The organism is Capnocytophaga sp. oral taxon 336 str. F0502, assembly GCF_000411575.1.
GTDB lineage: Bacteria > Bacteroidota > Bacteroidia > Flavobacteriales > Flavobacteriaceae > Capnocytophaga > Capnocytophaga ochracea.
In genome coordinates this window covers 348,651-369,263 of record NZ_KE150491.1, presented here as the reverse complement: position 1 = coordinate 369,263, position 20,613 = coordinate 348,651, and the positions used below count along the sequence as shown (strand labels likewise).

Sequence of the window (20,613 nt, the reverse complement as noted above, 5' to 3'; positions counted from 1 at the left end):
TCTACAACGAACAAAAGACGAACGATGAACGAAGGAACAACGAACCTAAGTAGAAGGAAAGTTGAAGCTAAGGCAGAGATAAAAAGAAGGTTATGGGTAGACTTCAACTTAAAAAGTACGTTGCAATTTGGAATATACAAAAAAACATTGTTACTTTGCGCTTTTAAAAAAAGAACTCGTAAACTTAATGTAGATGGCAAAATATAGATTAGATGAAATGGATCTTAAGATATTGGATATTCTTATAGAAGATGCACGAAAACCCTATATAGATGTTGCTAAGGCACTTGATATATCGTCGGGGACAGTGAATGTACGGATAAGAAAAATGGAAGAATTGGGAATTATAAAAAGTTCTGCCATTTCAGTAGATTACGAGAGAATGGGGTATACTTTTATTGCTTATGTGGGTATCTTTTTGGAGCGCAATCATCAAGCTGAGTATGTTTTGGAACAATTAGAGGCTATTCCGTTTGTAACAGAGGCACACATTACTTCGGGGAAATACAATCTGTTTTGTAAAATTAGGACAAAGGGGGTGAAACACGCTAAGGAAGTTATTTATATGATAGACGACATTCAAGGTGTGTCGCGCTCAGAGACAATGATATCGATGGAAGAGGCTTTTAACGATAAGAGTCGTTTGCTTCATAAGGCTTTCCGAGAATTAGATTTATATGATTTTTTAACTACTAAATAAGAACTTCTTAAAAGGGCTATCTGAATGAAAAATCGGGTAGCTCTTTTTGTTTATACAGAAAATTGAGTAATTTTGTTGCGCAAAAACTGAAATACTATGAATGAGAAAATACAAGCACTTATAAGCAATTACATTCGTTTCTTACAAGAAAAGCCTTCTAATCCTGATGAAGTGTACAAATGGCAGGCAATAGAACATTTTGAGCAGCATTGGGATATTAATGCTCCTGATTTTTACGAAATGTTTAAAGAGGCTTTTCGGAAAAAGGATAATTTAGTAGATTACCGTCCTTTTGGTATATTGGAAGCGTTAGGAGAAAACTATCCAACGAAATTAAAGGAATTGTTGGGTATTGTTTATGGGGCTGATGATTTCTATACCAAATTGGGAAAATGCAGGACTTTCACTGAAAATGTTATTGATGACTTAAAAGAGAAAAGTAATATAAATTTTAGTACAAAAATTGATGAGCGTACTCTTTCTTTTTTACTGACGCTGAAATTCCCTAATGAGTATACTTTTTATAAAAGGGATATTTATACTAAGTTATGTGAGTATTTAGGAGAAGTTTCCCGAAAAGAGCGCAAATACGAGCATTTTATTGAGTTGCTTACCGAAATTACGACTTATTTTAACAATCCTGAGTTAAGACAACTCACGAGCAACTTTATTCCACAAGGTTTTGATGAACCTTTGCTATTGGCTCAGGATATTGTGTACCAGAATATGACAATTTCTTCAGAAAAAGCATTTAGAAACGTATTGGATAAGATTCCTAAGCATTGGGCTTCTGTTTTCTTTTACAAATTAGGAAATATTATAGAGGATTTAGCATTAGAAGATACCGAAAATCAAGTATTCAGTGTTAGATTAGATGAAAAATCACTTCGTTATCACATAGGGAAGAGGATTTGTTTAAGTGTAAGTCCCAAAGAATTTCTTTTTATTACAGGAAGGGAAGTAGATATTCCAAAGTTGAGAAGGGAAGAGTTTGAAAGACCTAACAATGCTTTTCTTTATTATCAGGGAACCCCACAACATATTGAAACATATTACCCTGATATCAAAAATGCTGTCAAAGAAGAGATAGCACTTGATAAGGAGACCTATCCTAAAAGTTATGACAATAGTTATTTCAGAGAATATGTTTTTGAAAAGAAATACAAAGTAGAATTTGAAACAATAGAAAGTAATATGACAAATCAAGCGATTAAGCCTACGATTATCGACCTACTACATTACAAACACCAAATCATTTTACAAGGTCCTCCAGGTACAGGTAAAACCCGTGAAGCCAAGCGTATTGCCAAACAGCTATTAGGTTTGAATGACAATGATAGTTTAGAGGGTAATGAGCAGTTTAAACTCATTCAGTTTCACCCCAGTTACTCTTATGAAGATTTTGTAAGGGGCATTGTCGCCAAGCCTAATGAAGAGGGAGACGGGATTGTCTATACAGCTGAAAATAAAGTGTTAGCTGAGTTTGCAGAGAAAGCATTGGAAGTTTACAATACAGAAAGTATTGAAGAGGAGGAAGAAATAGTAGTAAACGAGGTCTATGATATTACAGAAGAATTTAAAAAATTTCTAAATAAAAAAAGAGAGAATAAAGAAGAGTTCTTTTTTGATCCTATAGAAAGAACAGTTGTGTTTGATAAAATAGAAAATGGTAGATTATTTTATAAAGCAAAGGGAAAAATAAGTAGTATATCAATTTTTGATTTTTCTCAAGAAAATCTAAATGATAATTTTAAAAGTTTTTATGAGAATATAAAACGTAACAAAGGTGGATATTGGGAAATAATGACTGATTATTTTATACAATGGGCTGATATTGTAAAAACTTATACATCTTGTAAGAGCATTGTAAAGAAAAAGAAAGGTACTAAACCCTTCGTCCTCATAATCGACGAAATCAACCGTGCGAACCTTTCAACAGTATTGGGGGAACTCATCTATGCCTTGGAATATCGCGGGGAATCCGTGGAGAGTATGTATGCCATCGATGATGACAATAGTTTCACACTACCGCCTAATCTCTACATCATCGGTACAATGAATACGGCTGACCGCTCGGTAGGGCATATAGATTATGCCATTCGTCGGCGCTTTGCCTTTGTGAATGTGTTGCCTAAGGAGTTAGAAGGTAATTTTGATAAAAACTTGTTTAAAGCAGTAAGTAAGCTCTTTATTGAGAACTATGATGAATATATTAACAATACAGATACTGAATTAAAACGTGCCAAAACCTTATCACCTGAATTTAAACCAGAAGATGTGTGGCTTGGACAGTCGTATTTTATTCAGAAAAAATATAGCGATGGAAAAGATGTGCCTATGTCTATTCGTTGGGAATACGAAATCAAGCCCATTCTATTGGAATACATAAAAGATGGGATACTCATAGATAATATAAAGATTGAAGAACAAATGCAAGAAATTAAAACATTAGTCTATGAAAATAACCCTTCTTGAACATCAACCCTATAGCATCAAAAAAGAGGAGGGAAGTATTTACTTTGAAGCAATACCTAAGATTTGTCCGTATGTATTGAAGAAAGATAAATGGGGAAATCCTATATATCCTTTTGAAATCAGTCGTACAAATGAGGAAGAAGTGTGTTTGCAGGCAGGCTATTACGTGGGAGCTTTGTGGTTGGTAAAACATCACAAATTCGTATATATAGAGCCTAAAATGAATAAAAAACAGATTGTTGAAGGCTTACCTACCCAAGAGGAAGAATGGGCAGAAATCGACTACTTAAAAATGCTTCTCAGCATTACGGCGCTCGACCCCAAACATACACAAAATCTTATCAAAATCTATTGGGACGAACCGCTAATTGCCATCGAACAGCAAAAAGACACGCTCACGCCTTTCCTAATGGTACAATTCCTATTGCTACTGAAGCGTATTGTGCGCAAAGGACTTAAAAAATCGTACTACACGGTGGAGGAGAATCTTAATAACCGCATCAAAGGCAAGATACAGTTAGGTAAACACCTCAAACAAAATGTTTTTAAGAACAAACTCACAGCCCACGTATGTAGGTATCAAGAGTTTGGAATGGATAGTCTAGAAAATCGCTTTTTGAAGAAAGTTTTGCAGTTTATCATCAGCTTTAAGAATACACACTCTAATTACTTTGCAGGCAATGACGAATCTATTCGAGAACTGATTACGTATTGTAGTCCGCATTTTGAGTTGATTTCAGAAGAACTTGACGTAGAAAACCTCAAAAAACTCACTACCAATCCTTTTTTTAAAGAATATGAGGAAGCTATTCGCATCGGGAAGCAGATTTTGAAGCGTTTTTCGTATAATATCACCGAAACAACCCAACAAAAAGTAGCTATTCCGCCTTTTTGGATAGATATGCCCAAACTTTTTGAGTTATATGTATACAAAAAACTACAAGAACAGTTCGGCAGTAGGGGAGAGGTACACTATCATTTTACGGGTGATTACACTGAGTTAGATTTCTTGCTCAACACTCCAGAATACAAAATGGTGATTGATGCCAAATACAAAACTGTTTATGAAGATAGTAGAGTGATAGACGACATTCGTCAGGTGAGTGCTTATGCGCGTTTGGAAAGGGTTTATAAAGCTCTAAAAATAGATGATGATAGGTTGATAGATTGCCTTATCGTCTACCCCTCATTCGAACAAAATACCGATTTAAACATCGCAAATAAAAAGGAGATACATCAGTACAGAAATATTTACAAATTAAGTGTTTCTGTTCCATTAATCATTAACAATTAATCATTTATCATTAAAAAATATGTCACAATTCTACAATAGTATCGCTGAGAAATACGATGCTATCTTTCCGCTATCGCCTGCACATAAAGTCTTTTTCGATGCCGAAGTGTACGGCAAGACAGTTCTTGATGTAGGGGCAGGTACGGGCAACCTTACCGCCTATCTGCGCGCACAGGGCTATGATGTTACGGCTATCGACCTCAGTAAAGCACTTATTGCTCAGGCTACTGCCAAGGATATTGAAGTGCAAGAGCTCAATATGCTTGCTATCGATACTTTACTTATGTTCGATACCATTATCAACATTGGGAACACGCTTCCACATTTGGATAATAAAGACGAAGTGCAAACTTTTCTTAAAAAGGCTTATAACCAACTCACGCAAGGAGGCAAGCTTATCTTGCAAATGGTAAACTTTGAAAAGTATTTTGCCCAGAAAGAAGGTAATTTTCTCGGTAACCTGCCTCTAATAGAGAACGAAAAAGTAAAGTTTGAGCGTTCTTATCACTTAAATAGCGATAACAAGGTAATATTTAGGACAGTTTTGGACGAAACTATCGCTAATGAAGAGCTTTTACAGCCTATTTTTTCCGAAGAACTCACCCAATGGCTCTCTCAAATAGGTTTTAAAGACCTTAAACTATACGGCAACTTCAAAAAAGAGTCTTTTAATTCTGAAACTTCAATGGCGCTTATTGTAATAGCTCAGAAATAACTTCTCTATACAATTGCTATTATTTTCATATCTCACAAATATTCCGTACTTTTGCACTTTAAAACAATACATTATGGCACGATTAGGAATGCTTTACGCTATTACTGATGAAGCGTTAGAACAATTAAAAGCGCAAGATATAGACGAGATGTACGACTATATGCTTGAAGAAATAGAAGAAGAACTATTTAATACTTCTGAAGGCTTTGAGATTAACAAAGCGTGGGAAGGAGTCCAGTTTTGTCTTGGGAAAGGCACGTGGAATGAAGAAAACAAAGTACCTTACAATGTTGTTTTCGGTGGGGAACTGATTTTAGACCACAATGACTATGTTATTTCGCTCAAAAAGCCCGAAGTTATCAAAGATATTGTGGCTTATCTGGAAACCAATAACCTACAAGAAACTATTAAAAACAATTTTGATAAAATCCCCGAAGAGGAATATACTCTCCCAAAAGATGAGGATAATCTTACATTTCTTTTAGACTGGAGCGAAGGACTTTTAGAGTTTTATAAAAACGCTTTAGACAAAGAGCTCAATGTTATCTTTACCGTAGATATTTAATAAATCGTTAAAACATTATTTTATGGAAACAATAACTTTTCAAACAAATGTAAAAGCAATAGATTTTCCTATTATAGAGGAAATATTGAAAAAGTTCAAAGCCAAGGATATCAAAATTATCAAAGAGAAGAAAGATGAAACAGAAATGACAGAGGAAGAGTTCCTTGCAAAAATAGACCGCTCTATGAAAAGCAAAAGAACGAAAGTTACCATAGAAGAACTTAGAGCTAAATATTTGAAATAATGGAAGAATTAGAAACGTATTCTTTGGAAGAAACAGAGATTTTTTCTGAAGATATGGCAAAGCATATAAGTTCAGGACAGAAAAAAATTGTTGAGAGAATACTTAACCTTATCGAAGAAATAAAGCAACACCCGACAACAGGAACAGGCAAGGTAGAGCGTCTTAAAGGTAAGGGAGAACGCCTTGTATATTCTCGGCGTATCAATGACAAGCATAGGCTTGTTTATGAAATCTTTGAAGAAAAAAAGTTAGTGGTCTTAGCGACTGCTTATGGTCATTACAAAAATAAATAGTCATTTATCATTAAACATTAATCATTAACAATGTTATCAGTATCCAATTTATCCGTACAATTCGGCAAGCGCGTCCTCTTCGATGAGGTAAACGTAACTTTTACACAAGGCAACTGCTACGGCATTATCGGTGCCAATGGGGCAGGCAAATCTACCTTCCTAAAAATCCTTTCTGGCAAGCAAGAACCTACTTCGGGTCGTGTGATCCTCGAACCAGGCAAGCGTATGTCGGTGCTCGAACAAGACCACTACGCTTATGACGACTACACCGTGCTCGACACTGTGATTATGGGCAACAAAGTCCTCTCCAAAGTCAAAAAAGAGATGGACGACCTCTATGCCGACTATTCCGATGAACACGCCGAACGCATCGGTGAGCTACAAATACAGTTCGATGAGATGAACGGCTGGAATGCCGAGAGTGATGCGGCAGCCCTACTCTCCAATTTGGGCATTACCGAAGATATGCACTACACTATGATGTCCGAAATGGACGGCAAGCTCAAGGTGCGAGTACTTCTCGCGCAAGCACTCTTTGGTAACCCCGATGTACTCATAATGGACGAGCCTACGAACGACCTCGACTTCGAGACTATCAGCTGGCTGGAGAACTTTTTAGCAAACTATGACAATACGGTGATTGTAGTTTCCCACGACCGCCACTTCCTCGATGCTGTTTGTACCCATATCTCCGATATTGACTTCGGGAAAATCAATCATTATTCGGGTAACTATACTTTCTGGTACGAAAGTAGCCAGTTAGCAGCTCGTCAGCGTGCGCAACAGAACAAAAAAGCGGAAGAGAAAGCCAAAGAGTTGCAGGAATTTATCGCGCGCTTTAGTGCCAACGTGGCAAAATCAAAGCAGGCGACCTCTCGTAAGAAGATGTTGGAGAAACTCAATATCGAGGAAATCAAACCGTCCTCTCGTCGTTACCCTGCCATCATTTTCGAGCGTGACCGCGAGGCTGGAGACCAAATCCTACACGTGGAAAACCTCGCTGCATCTATCGACGGACAGGTATTGTTCCAAAATGTAGACATCAACCTTGCTAAAGACGACAAAGTAGCCGTGATTTCTAAGGATTCACGCGCCACCACTGCCTTTTATGAGATTCTCAACGGCAACCTCAAGCCCGATGCGGGCACTTTTGCGTGGGGGATTACCACCTCGCAGTCTTACCTGCCGGTGGATAACTCCGATTTCTTCACTCAAGACCTTTCTTTGGTGGATTGGTTGCGCCAATGGGCGAAAACAGAGGAGGAGCGCGAGGAAGTATATGTGCGCGGGTTCTTGGGCAAGATGCTTTTCAGTGGCGAGGAAGCCCTCAAAAACTGCAAAGTGCTCTCAGGAGGCGAGAAAGTGCGCTGTATGCTCAGCCGTATGATGATGTTGCGCGCCAATGTGCTAATGCTTAACGAACCTACCAACCATTTGGATTTGGAGAGCATCACCGCCTTCAACAACTCGCTGAAAAACTTCAAAGGTACCGTGCTTTTCACCACCCACGACCACGAATTTTCGCAAACCGTCGCCAATCGTATCATTGAGCTTACCCCTAATGGCATTATCGACCGCTATATGACCTTTGATGAATATATGGACGACAAGAATATTCAGGAATTGAGGGAAAAAATGTATAAACAATGATTAACGGTTAATGATTAATGGTTAATCACAACACTTTGGCAAAGGTATTTGCATAAAAAGTGATAAAAATGAGCTTTGCCAGAGCGTTTTATATCATAGAAAAAGTTATAGTATCAATTAAAAATATAAGAATGGGAGTAACGATTAGAATAAAAGGGAAACAGGACTCTAATGAATATAAAGATGCTATTGTTTTGAAAGAAATATTTGAAGAAGAACTTAGAAAATCTCCAAGCACAAATGGAGAGATTTTAATATTAAGTAATGTAACACTTTTCGGTCAAGAAACAAAGGATGTTGATATTATTGTAATAGGAAAGTTTGATAGTTTTTCAATGAATATTAAAACAAAATCAAAAACTTTCCAAAATAGGAAAGAAATATTTTATCCTCAAGAAAATAGGAATCTCTTTATAAATGATTTTTGTTTTGTAATTGAAACAAAACTTCATTCTGCTGATAAAATTAAATTAGAAGGTACAACTTTATTAGTCCGTTATAACGATAAACTTCACGATGTTACAACCCAAAGTGAAAATCAGAAATATTCACTAAAAAATTATTTTGAAGATAGACTTAACTTTTCTCCATATATATGTAATTTCATCTGGCTTCGTAATGTAAGTGCTGATACAATTAAAAAAGATTTTTTAAATAGTAATCCTAACCTTTATGATAAGCATAATTATCTACCTAATAAATTTACTTTAAGATGGTTATTCCAATTAGCCTGCGTTCAGTCAATACCTTATAATCCTATAAATAAAGATACTAATCAACCCAAAGGGTATTGTACTTTTAAAAGTTTAAAGTACAATCAAAGTTATGATTTTAATGAAATGGATAGGATTTTTGATTTGTTTTCAAAAGTCAAAGAATCTATGGGAGACTTAAATAGAAGAAAATTAGAACAAATCACAAAAAAAATACTTAAAGAACAAATTTATGCACAAGCCATAGGAGAAAAACTTGTTGTTATTTCTGGAAGAGCTGGAACAGGAAAGACTATAAAACTAATTAATATTGCTTGTGATTTAGCTGAAAATGAAGGAGCAAGGTGTTTGATACTTACTTATAATCATGCTTTAGTTAGTGATATAAAAAGAATGCTAGCTTTGGGTGAAATACCTGATGATATAGATAGTCGTTCCGTCAATATATCAACTCTTCATAAATTTTTTTATGAAATACTATTAGGTTTTGAAATACAAACTGAAAAAAGTAATAAAGGAAATGTTTATATACCTAATTACTTAAATCGCTATTATGATTTGTTAAATGAGTTTTATGAGTACGTAGAAAATAAAGTAATAGAACATTCTGACTTAGAAAAATTAATGAAAACAAGACATCAGCAAATAGCATGGGATTATGTGTTAATTGATGAAGGTCAAGATTGGAATGAAATAGAAAAGAAAATCATTTTTTTTATTTTTGGAAGACAAAAATCTATTGTAGCAGATGGAGTAGATCAATTAATTCGTTCTCAAAAAAAATGTAATTGGATAGAAGGATTGAGGAAAGATATTGATTTTAGAAAAACCAATGAAAAAATAAGTTTGCGACAAAAAGTAGTACTTGTAAATTTTGTAAATGATATAGCTACTAAATTAAATACAAATTGGAATTTGAAAGCAAAGGAAGACTATTATGGAGGAAAAATAATTGTCAAAATAGGAGATTATACAGAAGAACTCCATAAAAGAGAGTTTGAAGCATGTAAAGCTAACCTGAATAGTGCCTATGACATGATGTTCCTATGCCCACCTAATTTAGTTTATAAGAGAAATCAAGAAGGAAAAGAAGAAAGATATTTTATTAAAACAGAGGAATTTTTCAAAAAAGAGATTTCTATATGGGATGGCACAAAACAAGATTTAAGGACAAATTATCCTGTAGATATTAATCAACATAGACTTTTACAATATGAATCATGTAGAGGTTTAGAAGGGTGGACTGTCGTTTGTTTGGAGTTAGATGAATTTATGAAGTATAAATTCAATACATATAAAGAAGAAATTAATCAAGAAGAGTTAGCTTTAGAATCCTTTGATGAAAAGAGGGAAAGATTTGTAAATTTATGGACATTAATTCCTCTTACAAGAGCAATAGATACTTTAATTATTACTATTAAAGACAAAAATACTCAAATAACTAAAATTTTGAGAGAGATTTATTTAAAAAATCCAGACAATATAGAGTGGATAGAATAATATAATATAGATATTCTAAAAAAATATGTATTTTTGCTTTTGAAAAATAATATTTGGTAAATTTAAATCTTAATAGATTATAAAAGTTCCAATATTAACTCACGGGAACACAATATTAAGTCGTGGGAATACGAAATCAACTCACGGGAATACAATATTAATTCGCGGGAACGCAAAATCAAGTAAAAAATAGTAAAAATAATTTAATAATCATTTAAAAATTGAATTAATATGGCAATTATCCACATTTCAACCGAAAAATTCAAGAATTATTCCTTCATTTTTGAGAATATTTCCAAAAATGATGTCCTGAAAAAGGAATTAGCTGAGTACGGCTATGGCGATAAGGAAATCGCACAAGGCAAAGCCCTATACGATACCGCCGCCCAGATGTACGAAACCAACAAGCGCGAGACCTCTGAGGAAGCTCTCGCCTATAACGAGTTCTCCAAAAAGCTCGAAGCCTTCAAAAACGTTTACGCTACCGACCGCAAAAAGGCTAAAATCATCTACAAAGAGGAGCCTAAAATCCTTATTGCCCTTCATATCAAGGGAGTGGCGCCTTTGCGTACCAATAAGCTTCTTGAAGACATCGAGGCGTTCTACAAAGAGCTCAAAGCCAAACCCGATTTGCTCACTCCGCTCAATAAACTTAAAATCACTGCTGAGCATATCGAAACCCAGCTCACCGCCCTCGCCGATGTAAAGCAAGCCGAAGCCACTTACGTCCTCGAAAGAGGTGAAAGTCAGCAGGCTACTAAGGATAAAGACACCGCTTTTGCCGCCTTCGAGAAGTGGGTACGCGAGTTTTACGCCATCGCTAAAATCGCTTTGGAAGACAAACCCCAACTTTTAGAGAGTATCGGGAAGTTTGTAAGAAGTTAAAGAAAATTTATTAAAAACTATTTAAATACAAAAAAAATGAAAATAATAGGAATTAGTGTACGCACTACCAATCAGAACGGACAGGCGATGCAGGACATCGGAAACCTTTGGCAACGCTTTTTTAGCGAGCAACTTTTGGCAAAAATACCCAATAAGGTAAGCGACGCCATTTACAGCATCTACACCGATTACCAAAAGGACTATACCGAGCCTTACACTTGTATGATAGGGGTGGAAGTTACCACGCTCAGCACAATTCCCGACGGCTTAGAAGGCAGGGAATTCCCTGAGCAAACCTTTCAAAAGTTTGTAGCCAAGGGCGCAATGCCTCAAGCAGTAGGGGCAATGTGGCAACATATCTGGGACAACGACGCCACGCTCAATCGCACTTATATATACGACTATGAGCGCTACACCGAGAAGTCTCAGCAAGGTGAAGCCTCCGAAGTAGACATTTTTATAGGCGTAAAAGAGAACAAATAACCCTAACAAACAAATGAAAAATTTATATAACGAAGCAGATAAGAACGAAATACTCAATCGGTTAGAAAATCTGAAAGTAGATGCGGTACGTCAGTGGGGAAAGATGAACATTGTACAGATGTTAGCCCACTTGAATGTTTCTTTAGAAACTCCCTTAGGGAAAAACTTCCCCAAGCGGGCATTTATCGGTAGGCTTATAGGAAAATTGGTAAAGAAAAAGTTTATCAACGACCAGCCTATGCCTAAAAATTCCCCTACTGATAAGATGTATGTCATCACCGACATCTCTATGGAGGATTTTGAGAAAGAAAAGCAACGAGCTAAAGAGCTTATCACCCTTTTTTATAACAATGGAAGGGAAAAATGTAGTCAGCACCCACATTCTTTCTTTGGCAAACTCACTCCTGACGAGTGGGGAATCCTGCAATGGAAGCATTTTGACCATCATCTGCGACAATTTGGAGCGTAATGAGTGCAATGCTACTCAATTAGAAATAATTTGTAAAAAATTAGTGTTAGACAAGTAAGAGTTAATTACCTTTAGCTCTTAAAAAAGTAGTACAATGAATGACTTTGAGCAATATATAAGGGAAACTGAACCCCATCGTCGTGAAAAAGGTGAGGCGTGGCAGACGGCTATTGGCTTGCAGGCGGTAGATGGATTGAAACCTTCGGATTACCTCGTGCAAACGGCTAAGCAACACATCGAGGGGGATATTACTATGGAGGAGGCTAAGCACCTCATTGATAGTTATTATCACTCCAAGACAGTACGCCACGAGCAGGGGAAAGAACGGACTGAGGAAGCCGACAAAGTTTCGGCACGCATCACCGAATTGCTTACCGAGTCAGCTTTTAGCTTTTCCCCAGTGGCATATATAGGCATTCATCGCAAGTTGTTCACTGGTATTTACAAGTTTGCAGGCAAATTGCGCGACTACAATATTACTAAAAAGGAGTGGGTACTCGGTGGAGATACGGTTCTCTACGCCAGTGCACACAATTTGCGCGAGACTTTGGACTATGATTTCGAGCAAGAAAAGCGTTTTTCTTATCAAGGCTTGCCTGTGGAGGAAGCTATCAAGCACATAGCCAAATTTATTTCAGGACTCTGGCAAATACACCCTTTTGGTGAGGGAAATACGCGTACAACGGCGGTTTTCACGATTCAATATTTGCGTACCTTTGGCTTTGCGATGAGCAATGAAGCCTTTGCTTATCATTCTTGGTATTTTCGTAACGCCTTAGTCCGTGCCAATTACAACAACCTTGCTAAAGGGATAACTGCAAGTACTGAATACATAGAACGTTTCTTTAGAAACCTAATTTTAGGCGAGGAAAACGAGCTTAAAAATAGGTATTTATTAGTAGAGGATGAACTTCAAAGTGCAAAAGAGCAAATTCCAAAGGGCAAAATTTGCACTTTGAATTGCACTTTGGAGGAAATGGCAGTATTACAATACTTACAACAAAATCCTACCGCTACTCAAAAGATTATTGCTGAGCATATAGGAAAATCGGAACGTACTGTAAAGACTATTACAGCAAATCTGGTAGAAAAAGGACTTATCGAACGCAAAAATGGTAAGCGAAATGGCTTTTGGGAAGTAAAAACAAACAATTAATCTTAAAATAAGTATCATTATGAAAATAACTTTCAATTTTGAGCTTTTTAAAAAGCGCTTAAACCTATTTTTAGAAAAGATAGAAGACCTTGGTGGCGAGATAGAACCTCTTACGATAGAAAAGCCTGCTACAGAGGATGAAATCAAAGCTATAGAGGCACAATTGGGCTATACACTGCCTCCGCATTTTCGCGAAGTACTTTTGGAAAACACCGCTCATTTGGATTTTTATTGGGATATTAATGATATTACGGATGAGGGAGACATTTCTCTACCTGATAAATTAGTTGAAATCTTTCGCGGACAGTTGCTTTTTGGATTGGATTTGCTTTTGGACTATGAGGACGATCGCAAAGGTTGGGTAAAAGAGGTATATCCCGATTACAATAATGAATATGATCGTGTTTGGCATAATAAAATGTCCTTTCACCAAGTAGGCAACGGCGATTATATCGCTATTGAGTTAGAGCCAGAGAACTATGGTAAGGTTGTGTATCTCAGTCACGATGGTAGTGAGAACCACGGGCTTTATATAGCCGATAACTTTAAGGAATTCCTGATGAACTACGCTGCTATCGGTTGTACAGGGGGTGAGGATTGGCAATGGGATCCTTTTTATACCAAAGGCAAAGGCTTAGACCCCACTTGTGAGAACGCCCAAGCGTGGTATAAGGTATTGGGGATAATACCTGAGGAATTAAGAAACAACAACAACTCGTAACTCTTAACTCATAACTCATAGATCTTAACTAAAATAAATGTTACCAGAAGAAGAAAACTACGCCGTTAGCAAATTTGAATCAATGCTCAAAGAGAATAATATCCTCTTTTTTGATGTGGATGAATTTGAGGAGATTGTAGAATATTACGTAGAATATGGGCGTATTAGTAAAGCCAAACGTGCCTTAGAGATTGGATTATCGCAACACCCCGATGCGTCTTCACTGAAATTGCTAAACGCTGAGCAATTGGTGTTTGAAGACCGCTTAGAAGAGGCTTCGGAACTCCTCAATGAACTGTTGCTCATAGAACCTATGAATGCTGAAGTACACGTGCAACAGGCTAATCTGTACTCTAAAATGAACAAACATCATCGCGCTATTGAGTTGCTACAATATGCCATCACTCTTACCGATGACGTTTCGAATATCTATGCCCTAATGGCAATGGAATACCTCTATACGGAGGATTATACCAATGCCAAAAAATATTTTACCAAATGTTTGAAAGAAGACCCTCAGGATTATACTGCGCTCCAACAGTTAGTGTTCTGCTATGAGGTGTTGGGAGAAGTGCAAGAGGCAACCGATTTTCTAAACACTTACTTAGACCAAAATCCTTATTGTGAAGTTGCTTGGTATTACCTCGGTAAGCTGTATTTATCCATTACCGACCATAAAAATGCCTTGCGTTGTTTTGATTTTGCTATCATCAGCGACGATACTTTCACGGGGGCTTATTTCGAGAAAGCTCGTGTGCTCGAAATGATGGAAGATTACGAAAAAGCTATCGAAAACTATAAGATTACTCTTACGTTAGACGACCCTTCGGCTTTGGCTTATCTGCACATTGGGCGTTGTTATGAGAAAATGCGTAACGATGCCAAGGCAGAAGAGTATTATTTCAGGGCTACTCACGAAGATCCTCAGCTCGACAAGGCTTGGATTACCTTAGCCGACTTCCATTACTTGCGTCATAATCACGCTAAGGCTCTAAAATACATTAAAAAGGTACTTACTTTTGAATCTAATGAGCCTTATTATTGGCGCCGTTATGCCGAGCTGAATTATTATCATTTTCAGAACCTAAAAGAAGCAGAATACGGCTATCGGAAAGCGGTGCAAAACGGCGATTATTCCTATACTACCCTCATCGAATGGATTGACCTACTATTGCTCTCTCAAAAATACCGAGAAGCCTTATCTATCATTGCCGATATAGTGCAAATCTACCCGCACGAGCTGGAGAATTACTATCGTATTGCTTTGGCTTATTACGGATTAGACGATTTAGAGGAGGCTACTCATTATTACCACTTAGGCTTACAACACGCACCCGAGTGGCAGTCGTTTTTTGAACACAAATTCAACTTTAAAATATAATAGTTTATGGGGATAGTGCTCCGTCAATCGTTTAAGAATTTGGTGGCTACCTATTTAGGGTTTGCTATAGGGGCACTGAACACCCTTTTCTTGTTTACTTACTTCCTCTCCAAAGCTCAGTACGGATTAGTAAGTTATGTTACTTCTACTGCCACCATTCTGTCCCCTCTTATCGCTTTTGGGGTGAACAATACCTTGGTGCGTTACTATACCGCTTATCGAGATAAGAAAGAGCAAGCGCAATTCAACCTGATGCTTTGCTTTTTGCCTTTGCTCATCATTGTGCCTGCCACCTTTGTCGGGGTAATTGGGTACGAACAGATTGCACAATGGCTTTCGGCTAAAAACGAAGAAGTGCACAATTACGTTTTTCTCATCTTCCTCACTTCCATAGCGATGGCTTACTTTGAAATTGCTTATGCGTGGACGCGTGTACAGCTAAAAACCGTTTTTGGCAATTTCCTTAAAGAGGTATTCCATAGGGTAGGGGTGATGCTCCTGCTATTAGCCATTTATTTCCAGCTCATCGACTTTCACCAATTGATATGGGGCGTATTTTGGGTATATGCCTTGCGTATGCTCTTGATGTTCGTTTTCGCTTTCTATGTCCGCCGACCGCAATTTGCTTGGGGGTTGCCTAAGAACAAGAAAGAAGTCTTTTTGTACAGCCTTTTTGTGATTTTATCGGGGTCGGTAGCTTCCGTATTGATGGATATTGATAAGTTTATGCTTAACCAATACTTGCCCATTGGCGAAATAGCGGTGTACAATGTAGCCATTTTTACAGCTACGGTGATTGCCATTCCGTATAGGAGTATGTACCAGATTGTGAGTCCGCTGACGGCACAATTTATGAATCAAAGCAAGCCAAAAGAGCTATCCGACCTGTATAAGCGCAGCACTGTGAACACTTATTTTGTGAGTATGGTGATTTGTGTGCTTATCATCGTGAACGCCCAGCAGTGTTATGCCCTCTTGCCCGATAAGGATTACAGCACAGGACTCACGGTGCTTGTCATAATATCGGTAGTAAAGCTATCGGACGCCTTAGTAGGCTTCAATAATGCGGTATTGCTCAATTCACCTTACTATCGTACCGTACTGTTTTTGGGTGTTTTTTTGGTCATAGGCACCGTTTTAATGAATATGTGGCTCATACCGCTTTACGGCATCAATGGTGCGGGATTAGCAACCCTAATCGCTTTTAGTTCGTATAACCTACTCAAGTCGGTTTTTGTGTATCGCAAATACAACTTACAGCCTTTTTATAAAGAAACGTTACAGACCACCCTCTTTGGTATTATAGTCATAGGAGGTTTCTTCTTTTGGGATTTTCCGTTTCACCCTCTTGTAAATATCAGCTTAAAATCATTACTCGTAGGGGGAGTCAGTGTATTTTTTCTTCTTAAATTGGGAATTTCGGACGAGTTAATAAGGCTTATTCGCCGATTTAGTAATTAGTAAATTAGTCCTTGTATTCGCTTTTCGTATAGAGTAGACCCACTGTAGACCCACTGTAGACCCACTGTAGGTTCGTTCTTCTTTCATTTATTGTTCGGTGAAACTTTATACTAAGTATGTTTGTATGATTGTTATGAATTTGTTCATCATAAAAGATAACCTAAAATATCTTTGTATATGATACTTTTTTTCTGTATCTTTGTCGTTGGATTTTAGTAACCATAAAATGTACTAAAAAAATTAATGTAATATGCATCCACGTATCAAAAACATTCTTGAAAATTACACTTATCCTATTATCAAATCTATTACTTACCCTAATGGTGATATGCTTGTTTTGGGGGGACAATGGATTAAAGAGAAGTATCACCTAAGAATTTTGTGTAAATCGTCCTTAGATAGTTATTTTTCTTATAACGAAGAGGATTATGTCTCTAATCTCTATCCGAAAATTATGGTAGAGAATGCCCAATATAAAATTTATGGAGGTGAATGTAGTTGGGAAGGAGATGGTTTTATTTACATTATCAATAAAGAAAAAGGGAAACTTTTATGGTTTTTGTTTTTGGATAATAGCGAGTATTTTAAGGAAGCCTATTTTGAGGATACAAACCATATAATCGCTCGTTCTGAACTTGGCTTACGACTAAGAATTCCTATTAATAAACCTGAAAAACTAAGTGTAATAAAATGACTTTAGAAGAGATAAAAGCAATTGTCTATTACATTCAAGGCTTACAAGCCCTTTGGAAAGAAGGCTATAATGCTAAAAAAGTAGGAGATTATACTTCCAATTTTATATGCAAAGACTTCAGAGACTATAATACCACAAATGAGCTGTGGGAGGTTATCAATGAGTTACGGCTTATGGGAGAAGGAGAAGAATGGGAAAAAACCAAAGAAGAAGTAGAAGCTCTCATTCAAGAGAAATTAGGAATTAGTATTTGCGAACCTATCAGTATACTTTCTTACACAACTAACTTGTTTATAAAGCAACTTACCAATGATTTCTTAACCGATTCACTAGTTTTATCATTTATTGAACAGATAAAAGAGCTTATTACTTATCAAGAATATACTTTGGCATTGGAAAACTTACTGAAAAGCCTTTTGGAAAAATGTATTTTTATTCCAAGAGATACTTTAGCTATTTTGGATAACATAGAAGATACTCAAATTCAGCGATTACAACAAGCATTATGGGGAGTGTAAAACGAAAATTTTTCTAATTATTTTTGATGTTTTTTGTAAAATGCATAAATTATCTATATCTTTGCAGAAAACCATATTATTATGAACAAAAAAAGAAATATTAAGCAAAAAATTAACTTATTCATAGGTTCTATTGGAGCCTTTATAGGAGTAATGGTATTTATAGCCTATATTCCTCAAATTATAGCAAACTTAGAGGGGCATAAAGCGCAACCTTGGCAACCATTGTTTGCAGCAGGGTCTTGTCTTATCTGGGTGGTGTATGGCTGGACAAAAGAACCTAAGCCAGATTATATTCTCATTATTCCCAATTTTGTAGGAGTGGTTTTAGGATTTTTAACTTTTATTACTTCTCTTTAAATACATTGAGTTATAGGATATATTTCAATTAAAACAAAGAAAGTAAAATATAAATAAATCCATCAATAAAAAACTATCGTTTTTCTTTGGTGGATTATTCTTTTTTTATACCTTTGTCATTCGTTTGTTAAATAGCAAATAACTTTTTAAACTTACCAAAATATTATGTCTAAAGAATTAGAAAATGTAATGACCAATCACTTTGAAAAAAAACACCTTATCGCTTTGATATGTATAGTGATTGTAACCGCTGTAGTGTGGAATTTACCTACTGAGGTGTTTCATATTAGCGGACTAACGGTGGTACATCAGCGAATTATCGCTATTTTTGTGTTTGCCACTCTTATGTGGATTAGTGAGGCTATCCCTTCGTGGGCTACTTCGCTGGGTATCATCACCCTAATGTGTTTAACGGTTTCTAACCACAGTCTGTTCTTCTTTAAAGGAGAAGAGAACGAGATTTTCGGAAAACTACTCAGCAGTAAAGAGATTATGGCTACCTTTGCCAACCCTGTAATTATACTCTTTTTAGGTGGTTTTTTCTTGGCTATTGCCGCCACCAAATCGGGGTTAGACGTCTTGCTTGCCAAGAATTTGATACGTCCGTTTGGGAATAGAAGCGAGAATGTGTTATTGGGTTTCCTGCTCATTACGGGTATTTTCTCAATGTTTGTGAGCAATACTGCTACGGCAGCTATGATGCTCACTTTCCTTACACCTGTTTTTGCAGCATTGCCTGCAAGTGGCAAAGGACGTACCGCACTCACGATGAGTATCCCGATTGCTGCTAACTTGGGCGGTATGGCTACCCCTATTGGTACACCCCCTAACGCTATTGCTCTACAAGCTCTTAATGACCCAAAAGGACTGAATATGGGCGTTGATTTTGGCGAATGGATGTCGTTTATGTTCCCATTGGTACTTTTGTTACTCTTCATCTCGTGGCGACTTATATTAAAATTCTTCCCTTTTACTCAAAAAACAATTAACTTACATATTCTAGGAAAAGTACACCAAGGTTGGCGTATGTGGGTAGTTAGTGGCACTTTTATCATTACCATTCTTTTATGGCTACTCCCCAGTGAATTAACGGGTATTGATGCCAATACCGTTGCCTTAGTACCAATGGGTATTTTTGCAGCAACAGGTGTGATTACTGCCAAAGACCTACAGTCCATCAATTGGAGCGTTATCTGGATGGTAGCGGGAGGATTTGCTTTAGGTTTAGGTATCAATGAATCGGGCTTAGCCGAACTTGCTATTGATACCATACCCTTTGGGTCGTGGTCGCCTATAATAGTATTGATTGCCTCAGGACTTATTTGTTATATTCTCAGTAACTTTATTTCCAATACCGCTGCGGCAGCCTTGTTAATTCCTATTTTGGTAACTATTTGTCAAGGAATGGGAGAAAACCTAAGCGCGATAGGCGGTACTTCTACGGTGATTATTGGGATAGCTTTGGCAGCATCATCAGCGATGTGCTTGCCTATTTCTACCCCTCCAAATGCCATTGCGTACTCTACAGGCTTAGTTAAACAAAACGATATGCTGAAAATGGGGCTTATCGTAGGGCTTATCAGTATGGTGATAGGATACCTTGTTTTATTTATTGTAGGAGAAACACATCTCTTAGGGTAATATGAAGAACATTATCATAACAGGTACCAGCAGAGGTATAGGCTTTGCGCTAGTACAACAGTTGGCTGCGGAAGGGCATAATATTTTAGCCCTTTCGCGGCATACTGCTACTATAGAGGCACTCAATTTGCCTAATGTACATTGTTTCTCTTTTGATATTACAAAAACAGAAGACATACAAACGGTAGTCACTTATTTGCAACAATGGCAGTGCGTGGATATACTCATTCATAACGCAGGAAAACTCATCAATAAACCCTTTGAACAACTTACTGAAACTGACTTTTTAGAAGTGTACAAGGTAAATGTATTCGGAGTGGCGCAACTCACCCGAAAAGTATTGCCTTTTATGAGGAATGGCTCGCACGTGGTAAGTATCAGCAGTATAGGAGGCATACAAGGAAGTTTGAAGTTTAGCGGTTTGGCAGCGTATAGTTCCTCTAAAGGTGCTCTTATTACCCTATCGGAGCTCTTAGCCGAAGAATACAAAGAGCGCGGTATCATCTTCAACACTTTAGCTTTAGGTGCGGTACAGACCGAGATGCTCGCCGAAGCCTTCCCTGATTATAAAGCTAATATCACCCCACAGCAAATGGCGCGCTACATCGCCGATTTTGCTTTGAATGGGGGAGAGGTATTTAATGGAAAGGTATTACAAGTAGCCAATACAACACCTTAAAACACTAACGAGTAAA

Annotated in this window: 22 protein-coding genes; all 22 read left to right on the top strand. The window is 37.1% G+C overall.

The features are described 5' to 3' along the window. On the top strand, positions 1 to 207 hold a 207-nt coding region (locus HMPREF1528_RS12985), incomplete at its 5' end, for a hypothetical protein (RefSeq protein WP_232211474.1). Next, on the top strand, positions 194 to 700 hold the full coding sequence (locus HMPREF1528_RS09615) for an Lrp/AsnC family transcriptional regulator (protein WP_016479593.1): 507 nt from the start codon (positions 194 to 196) through the stop codon (positions 698 to 700). The genes HMPREF1528_RS12985 and HMPREF1528_RS09615, both read left to right, overlap by 14 nt. Positions 701 to 796: 96 nt before the next feature. Further along, a complete protein-coding gene (locus HMPREF1528_RS09610; RefSeq protein ID WP_016479592.1) occupies positions 797 to 3,175 on the top strand; it encodes an McrB family protein in 2,379 nt (792 codons plus the stop codon). Then, positions 3,156 to 4,469, top strand: coding sequence for a 5-methylcytosine restriction system specificity protein McrC (locus HMPREF1528_RS09605; RefSeq protein ID WP_016479591.1), 1,314 nt, complete (start codon positions 3,156 to 3,158; stop codon positions 4,467 to 4,469). The genes HMPREF1528_RS09610 and HMPREF1528_RS09605 overlap by 20 nt, the downstream gene beginning before the upstream one ends. A gap of 19 nt (positions 4,470 to 4,488) precedes the next feature. Further along, the gene (locus tag HMPREF1528_RS09600; protein WP_016479590.1) at positions 4,489 to 5,184 is read left to right on the top strand and encodes a class I SAM-dependent methyltransferase; all 696 of its coding nucleotides are present in this window, start codon (positions 4,489 to 4,491) and stop codon (positions 5,182 to 5,184) included. 73 nt (positions 5,185 to 5,257) lie between these two features. After that, the gene (locus HMPREF1528_RS09595) at positions 5,258 to 5,749 is read left to right on the top strand and encodes a YfbM family protein (protein WP_009422092.1); all 492 of its coding nucleotides are present in this window, start codon (positions 5,258 to 5,260) and stop codon (positions 5,747 to 5,749) included. Positions 5,750 to 5,771: 22 nt separating this feature from the next. Beyond that, positions 5,772 to 5,993 carry a hypothetical protein gene (locus HMPREF1528_RS09590; RefSeq protein WP_009422069.1) on the top strand — a complete coding sequence of 74 codons (222 nt, stop codon included), beginning with the start codon at positions 5,772 to 5,774 and terminating at the stop codon, positions 5,991 to 5,993. Continuing rightward, positions 5,993 to 6,286, top strand: coding sequence for a Txe/YoeB family addiction module toxin (locus tag HMPREF1528_RS09585; protein WP_016479589.1), 294 nt, complete (start codon positions 5,993 to 5,995; stop codon positions 6,284 to 6,286). Before HMPREF1528_RS09590 ends, HMPREF1528_RS09585 begins: the two co-directional genes overlap by 1 nt. Before the next feature lie 30 nt (positions 6,287 to 6,316). Continuing rightward, entirely contained in the window at positions 6,317 to 7,936 is a 1,620-nt protein-coding gene (locus HMPREF1528_RS09580; RefSeq protein ID WP_016479588.1) for an ABC-F family ATP-binding cassette domain-containing protein, read from the top strand. Between the two features lie 68 nt (positions 7,937 to 8,004). Continuing rightward, positions 8,005 to 10,149, top strand: coding sequence for an AAA family ATPase (locus HMPREF1528_RS09575; protein ID WP_016479587.1), 2,145 nt, complete (start codon positions 8,005 to 8,007; stop codon positions 10,147 to 10,149). A 231-nt stretch (positions 10,150 to 10,380) separates the two neighbouring features. Further along, positions 10,381 to 11,034: a hypothetical protein gene (locus HMPREF1528_RS09570; protein ID WP_016479586.1), complete on the top strand. Its 654-nt coding sequence runs from the start codon at positions 10,381 to 10,383 to the stop codon at positions 11,032 to 11,034. A 36-nt stretch (positions 11,035 to 11,070) separates the two neighbouring features. Beyond that, on the top strand, positions 11,071 to 11,517 hold the full coding sequence (locus tag HMPREF1528_RS09565) for a GyrI-like domain-containing protein (protein ID WP_016479585.1): 447 nt from the start codon (positions 11,071 to 11,073) through the stop codon (positions 11,515 to 11,517). A 13-nt stretch (positions 11,518 to 11,530) separates the two neighbouring features. Then, positions 11,531 to 11,986 (top strand): DUF1569 domain-containing protein, encoded by a 456-nt coding sequence (locus HMPREF1528_RS09560; protein ID WP_002667695.1) that lies wholly within the window; start codon positions 11,531 to 11,533, stop codon positions 11,984 to 11,986. Between the two features lie 94 nt (positions 11,987 to 12,080). Then, positions 12,081 to 13,142, top strand: coding sequence for a Fic family protein (locus tag HMPREF1528_RS09555; protein WP_016479584.1), 1,062 nt, complete (start codon positions 12,081 to 12,083; stop codon positions 13,140 to 13,142). 19 nt (positions 13,143 to 13,161) lie between these two features. Further along, positions 13,162 to 13,863 (top strand): SMI1/KNR4 family protein, encoded by a 702-nt coding sequence (locus HMPREF1528_RS09550; RefSeq protein WP_016479583.1) that lies wholly within the window; start codon positions 13,162 to 13,164, stop codon positions 13,861 to 13,863. A 37-nt stretch (positions 13,864 to 13,900) separates the two neighbouring features. Beyond that, on the top strand, positions 13,901 to 15,244 hold the full coding sequence (locus tag HMPREF1528_RS09545) for a tetratricopeptide repeat protein (protein ID WP_016479582.1): 1,344 nt from the start codon (positions 13,901 to 13,903) through the stop codon (positions 15,242 to 15,244). Between the two features lie 6 nt (positions 15,245 to 15,250). Then, a complete protein-coding gene (locus HMPREF1528_RS09540) occupies positions 15,251 to 16,705 on the top strand; it encodes a lipopolysaccharide biosynthesis protein (RefSeq protein WP_016479581.1) in 1,455 nt (484 codons plus the stop codon). Between the two features lie 250 nt (positions 16,706 to 16,955). Further along, the gene (locus HMPREF1528_RS09535; protein WP_016479580.1) at positions 16,956 to 17,399 is read left to right on the top strand and encodes a hypothetical protein; all 444 of its coding nucleotides are present in this window, start codon (positions 16,956 to 16,958) and stop codon (positions 17,397 to 17,399) included. Next, positions 17,396 to 17,917 (top strand): hypothetical protein, encoded by a 522-nt coding sequence (locus HMPREF1528_RS09530; RefSeq protein ID WP_009750493.1) that lies wholly within the window; start codon positions 17,396 to 17,398, stop codon positions 17,915 to 17,917. The genes HMPREF1528_RS09535 and HMPREF1528_RS09530 overlap by 4 nt, the downstream gene beginning before the upstream one ends. Before the next feature lie 81 nt (positions 17,918 to 17,998). Beyond that, positions 17,999 to 18,277, top strand: a complete 279-nt coding sequence (locus HMPREF1528_RS09525) for a SemiSWEET family transporter (protein WP_009750494.1) — start codon at positions 17,999 to 18,001, stop codon at positions 18,275 to 18,277. Positions 18,278 to 18,442: 165 nt separating this feature from the next. After that, on the top strand, positions 18,443 to 19,918 hold the full coding sequence (locus HMPREF1528_RS09520) for an SLC13 family permease (protein WP_016479579.1): 1,476 nt from the start codon (positions 18,443 to 18,445) through the stop codon (positions 19,916 to 19,918). 1 nt (position 19,919) lies between these two features. After that, positions 19,920 to 20,597, top strand: a complete 678-nt coding sequence (locus tag HMPREF1528_RS09515) for an SDR family NAD(P)-dependent oxidoreductase (protein WP_016479578.1) — start codon at positions 19,920 to 19,922, stop codon at positions 20,595 to 20,597. Positions 20,598 to 20,613 lie beyond the last annotated feature (16 nt).

Bases quoted from the DNA above. Each gene is read 5' to 3' on its own strand.
- HMPREF1528_RS09615 (WP_016479593.1), top strand. From the start codon at position 194: ATGGCAAAATATAGATTAGATGAAATGGATCTTAAGATATTGGATATT.
- HMPREF1528_RS09515 (WP_016479578.1), top strand. From the start codon at position 19,920: ATGAAGAACATTATCATAACAGGTACCAGCAGAGGTATAGGCTTTGCG.
- HMPREF1528_RS09580 (WP_016479588.1), top strand. From the start codon at position 6,317: ATGTTATCAGTATCCAATTTATCCGTACAATTCGGCAAGCGCGTCCTC.
- HMPREF1528_RS09595 (WP_009422092.1), top strand. From the start codon at position 5,258: ATGGCACGATTAGGAATGCTTTACGCTATTACTGATGAAGCGTTAGAA.
- HMPREF1528_RS09555 (WP_016479584.1), top strand. From the start codon at position 12,081: ATGAATGACTTTGAGCAATATATAAGGGAAACTGAACCCCATCGTCGT.
- HMPREF1528_RS09575 (WP_016479587.1), top strand. From the start codon at position 8,005: ATGAGCTTTGCCAGAGCGTTTTATATCATAGAAAAAGTTATAGTATCA.
- HMPREF1528_RS09605 (WP_016479591.1), top strand. From the start codon at position 3,156: ATGAAAATAACCCTTCTTGAACATCAACCCTATAGCATCAAAAAAGAG.
- HMPREF1528_RS09550 (WP_016479583.1), top strand. From the start codon at position 13,162: ATGAAAATAACTTTCAATTTTGAGCTTTTTAAAAAGCGCTTAAACCTA.
- HMPREF1528_RS09525 (WP_009750494.1), top strand. From the start codon at position 17,999: ATGAACAAAAAAAGAAATATTAAGCAAAAAATTAACTTATTCATAGGT.
- HMPREF1528_RS09540 (WP_016479581.1), top strand. From the start codon at position 15,251: ATGGGGATAGTGCTCCGTCAATCGTTTAAGAATTTGGTGGCTACCTAT.
- HMPREF1528_RS09545 (WP_016479582.1), top strand. From the start codon at position 13,901: ATGTTACCAGAAGAAGAAAACTACGCCGTTAGCAAATTTGAATCAATG.
- HMPREF1528_RS09585 (WP_016479589.1), top strand. From the start codon at position 5,993: ATGGAAGAATTAGAAACGTATTCTTTGGAAGAAACAGAGATTTTTTCT.
- HMPREF1528_RS09610 (WP_016479592.1), top strand. From the start codon at position 797: ATGAATGAGAAAATACAAGCACTTATAAGCAATTACATTCGTTTCTTA.
- HMPREF1528_RS09530 (WP_009750493.1), top strand. From the start codon at position 17,396: ATGACTTTAGAAGAGATAAAAGCAATTGTCTATTACATTCAAGGCTTA.
- HMPREF1528_RS09535 (WP_016479580.1), top strand. From the start codon at position 16,956: ATGCATCCACGTATCAAAAACATTCTTGAAAATTACACTTATCCTATT.
- HMPREF1528_RS09560 (WP_002667695.1), top strand. From the start codon at position 11,531: ATGAAAAATTTATATAACGAAGCAGATAAGAACGAAATACTCAATCGG.
- HMPREF1528_RS09570 (WP_016479586.1), top strand. From the start codon at position 10,381: ATGGCAATTATCCACATTTCAACCGAAAAATTCAAGAATTATTCCTTC.
- HMPREF1528_RS09600 (WP_016479590.1), top strand. From the start codon at position 4,489: ATGTCACAATTCTACAATAGTATCGCTGAGAAATACGATGCTATCTTT.
- HMPREF1528_RS09520 (WP_016479579.1), top strand. From the start codon at position 18,443: ATGTCTAAAGAATTAGAAAATGTAATGACCAATCACTTTGAAAAAAAA.
- HMPREF1528_RS09590 (WP_009422069.1), top strand. From the start codon at position 5,772: ATGGAAACAATAACTTTTCAAACAAATGTAAAAGCAATAGATTTTCCT.
- HMPREF1528_RS09565 (WP_016479585.1), top strand. From the start codon at position 11,071: ATGAAAATAATAGGAATTAGTGTACGCACTACCAATCAGAACGGACAG.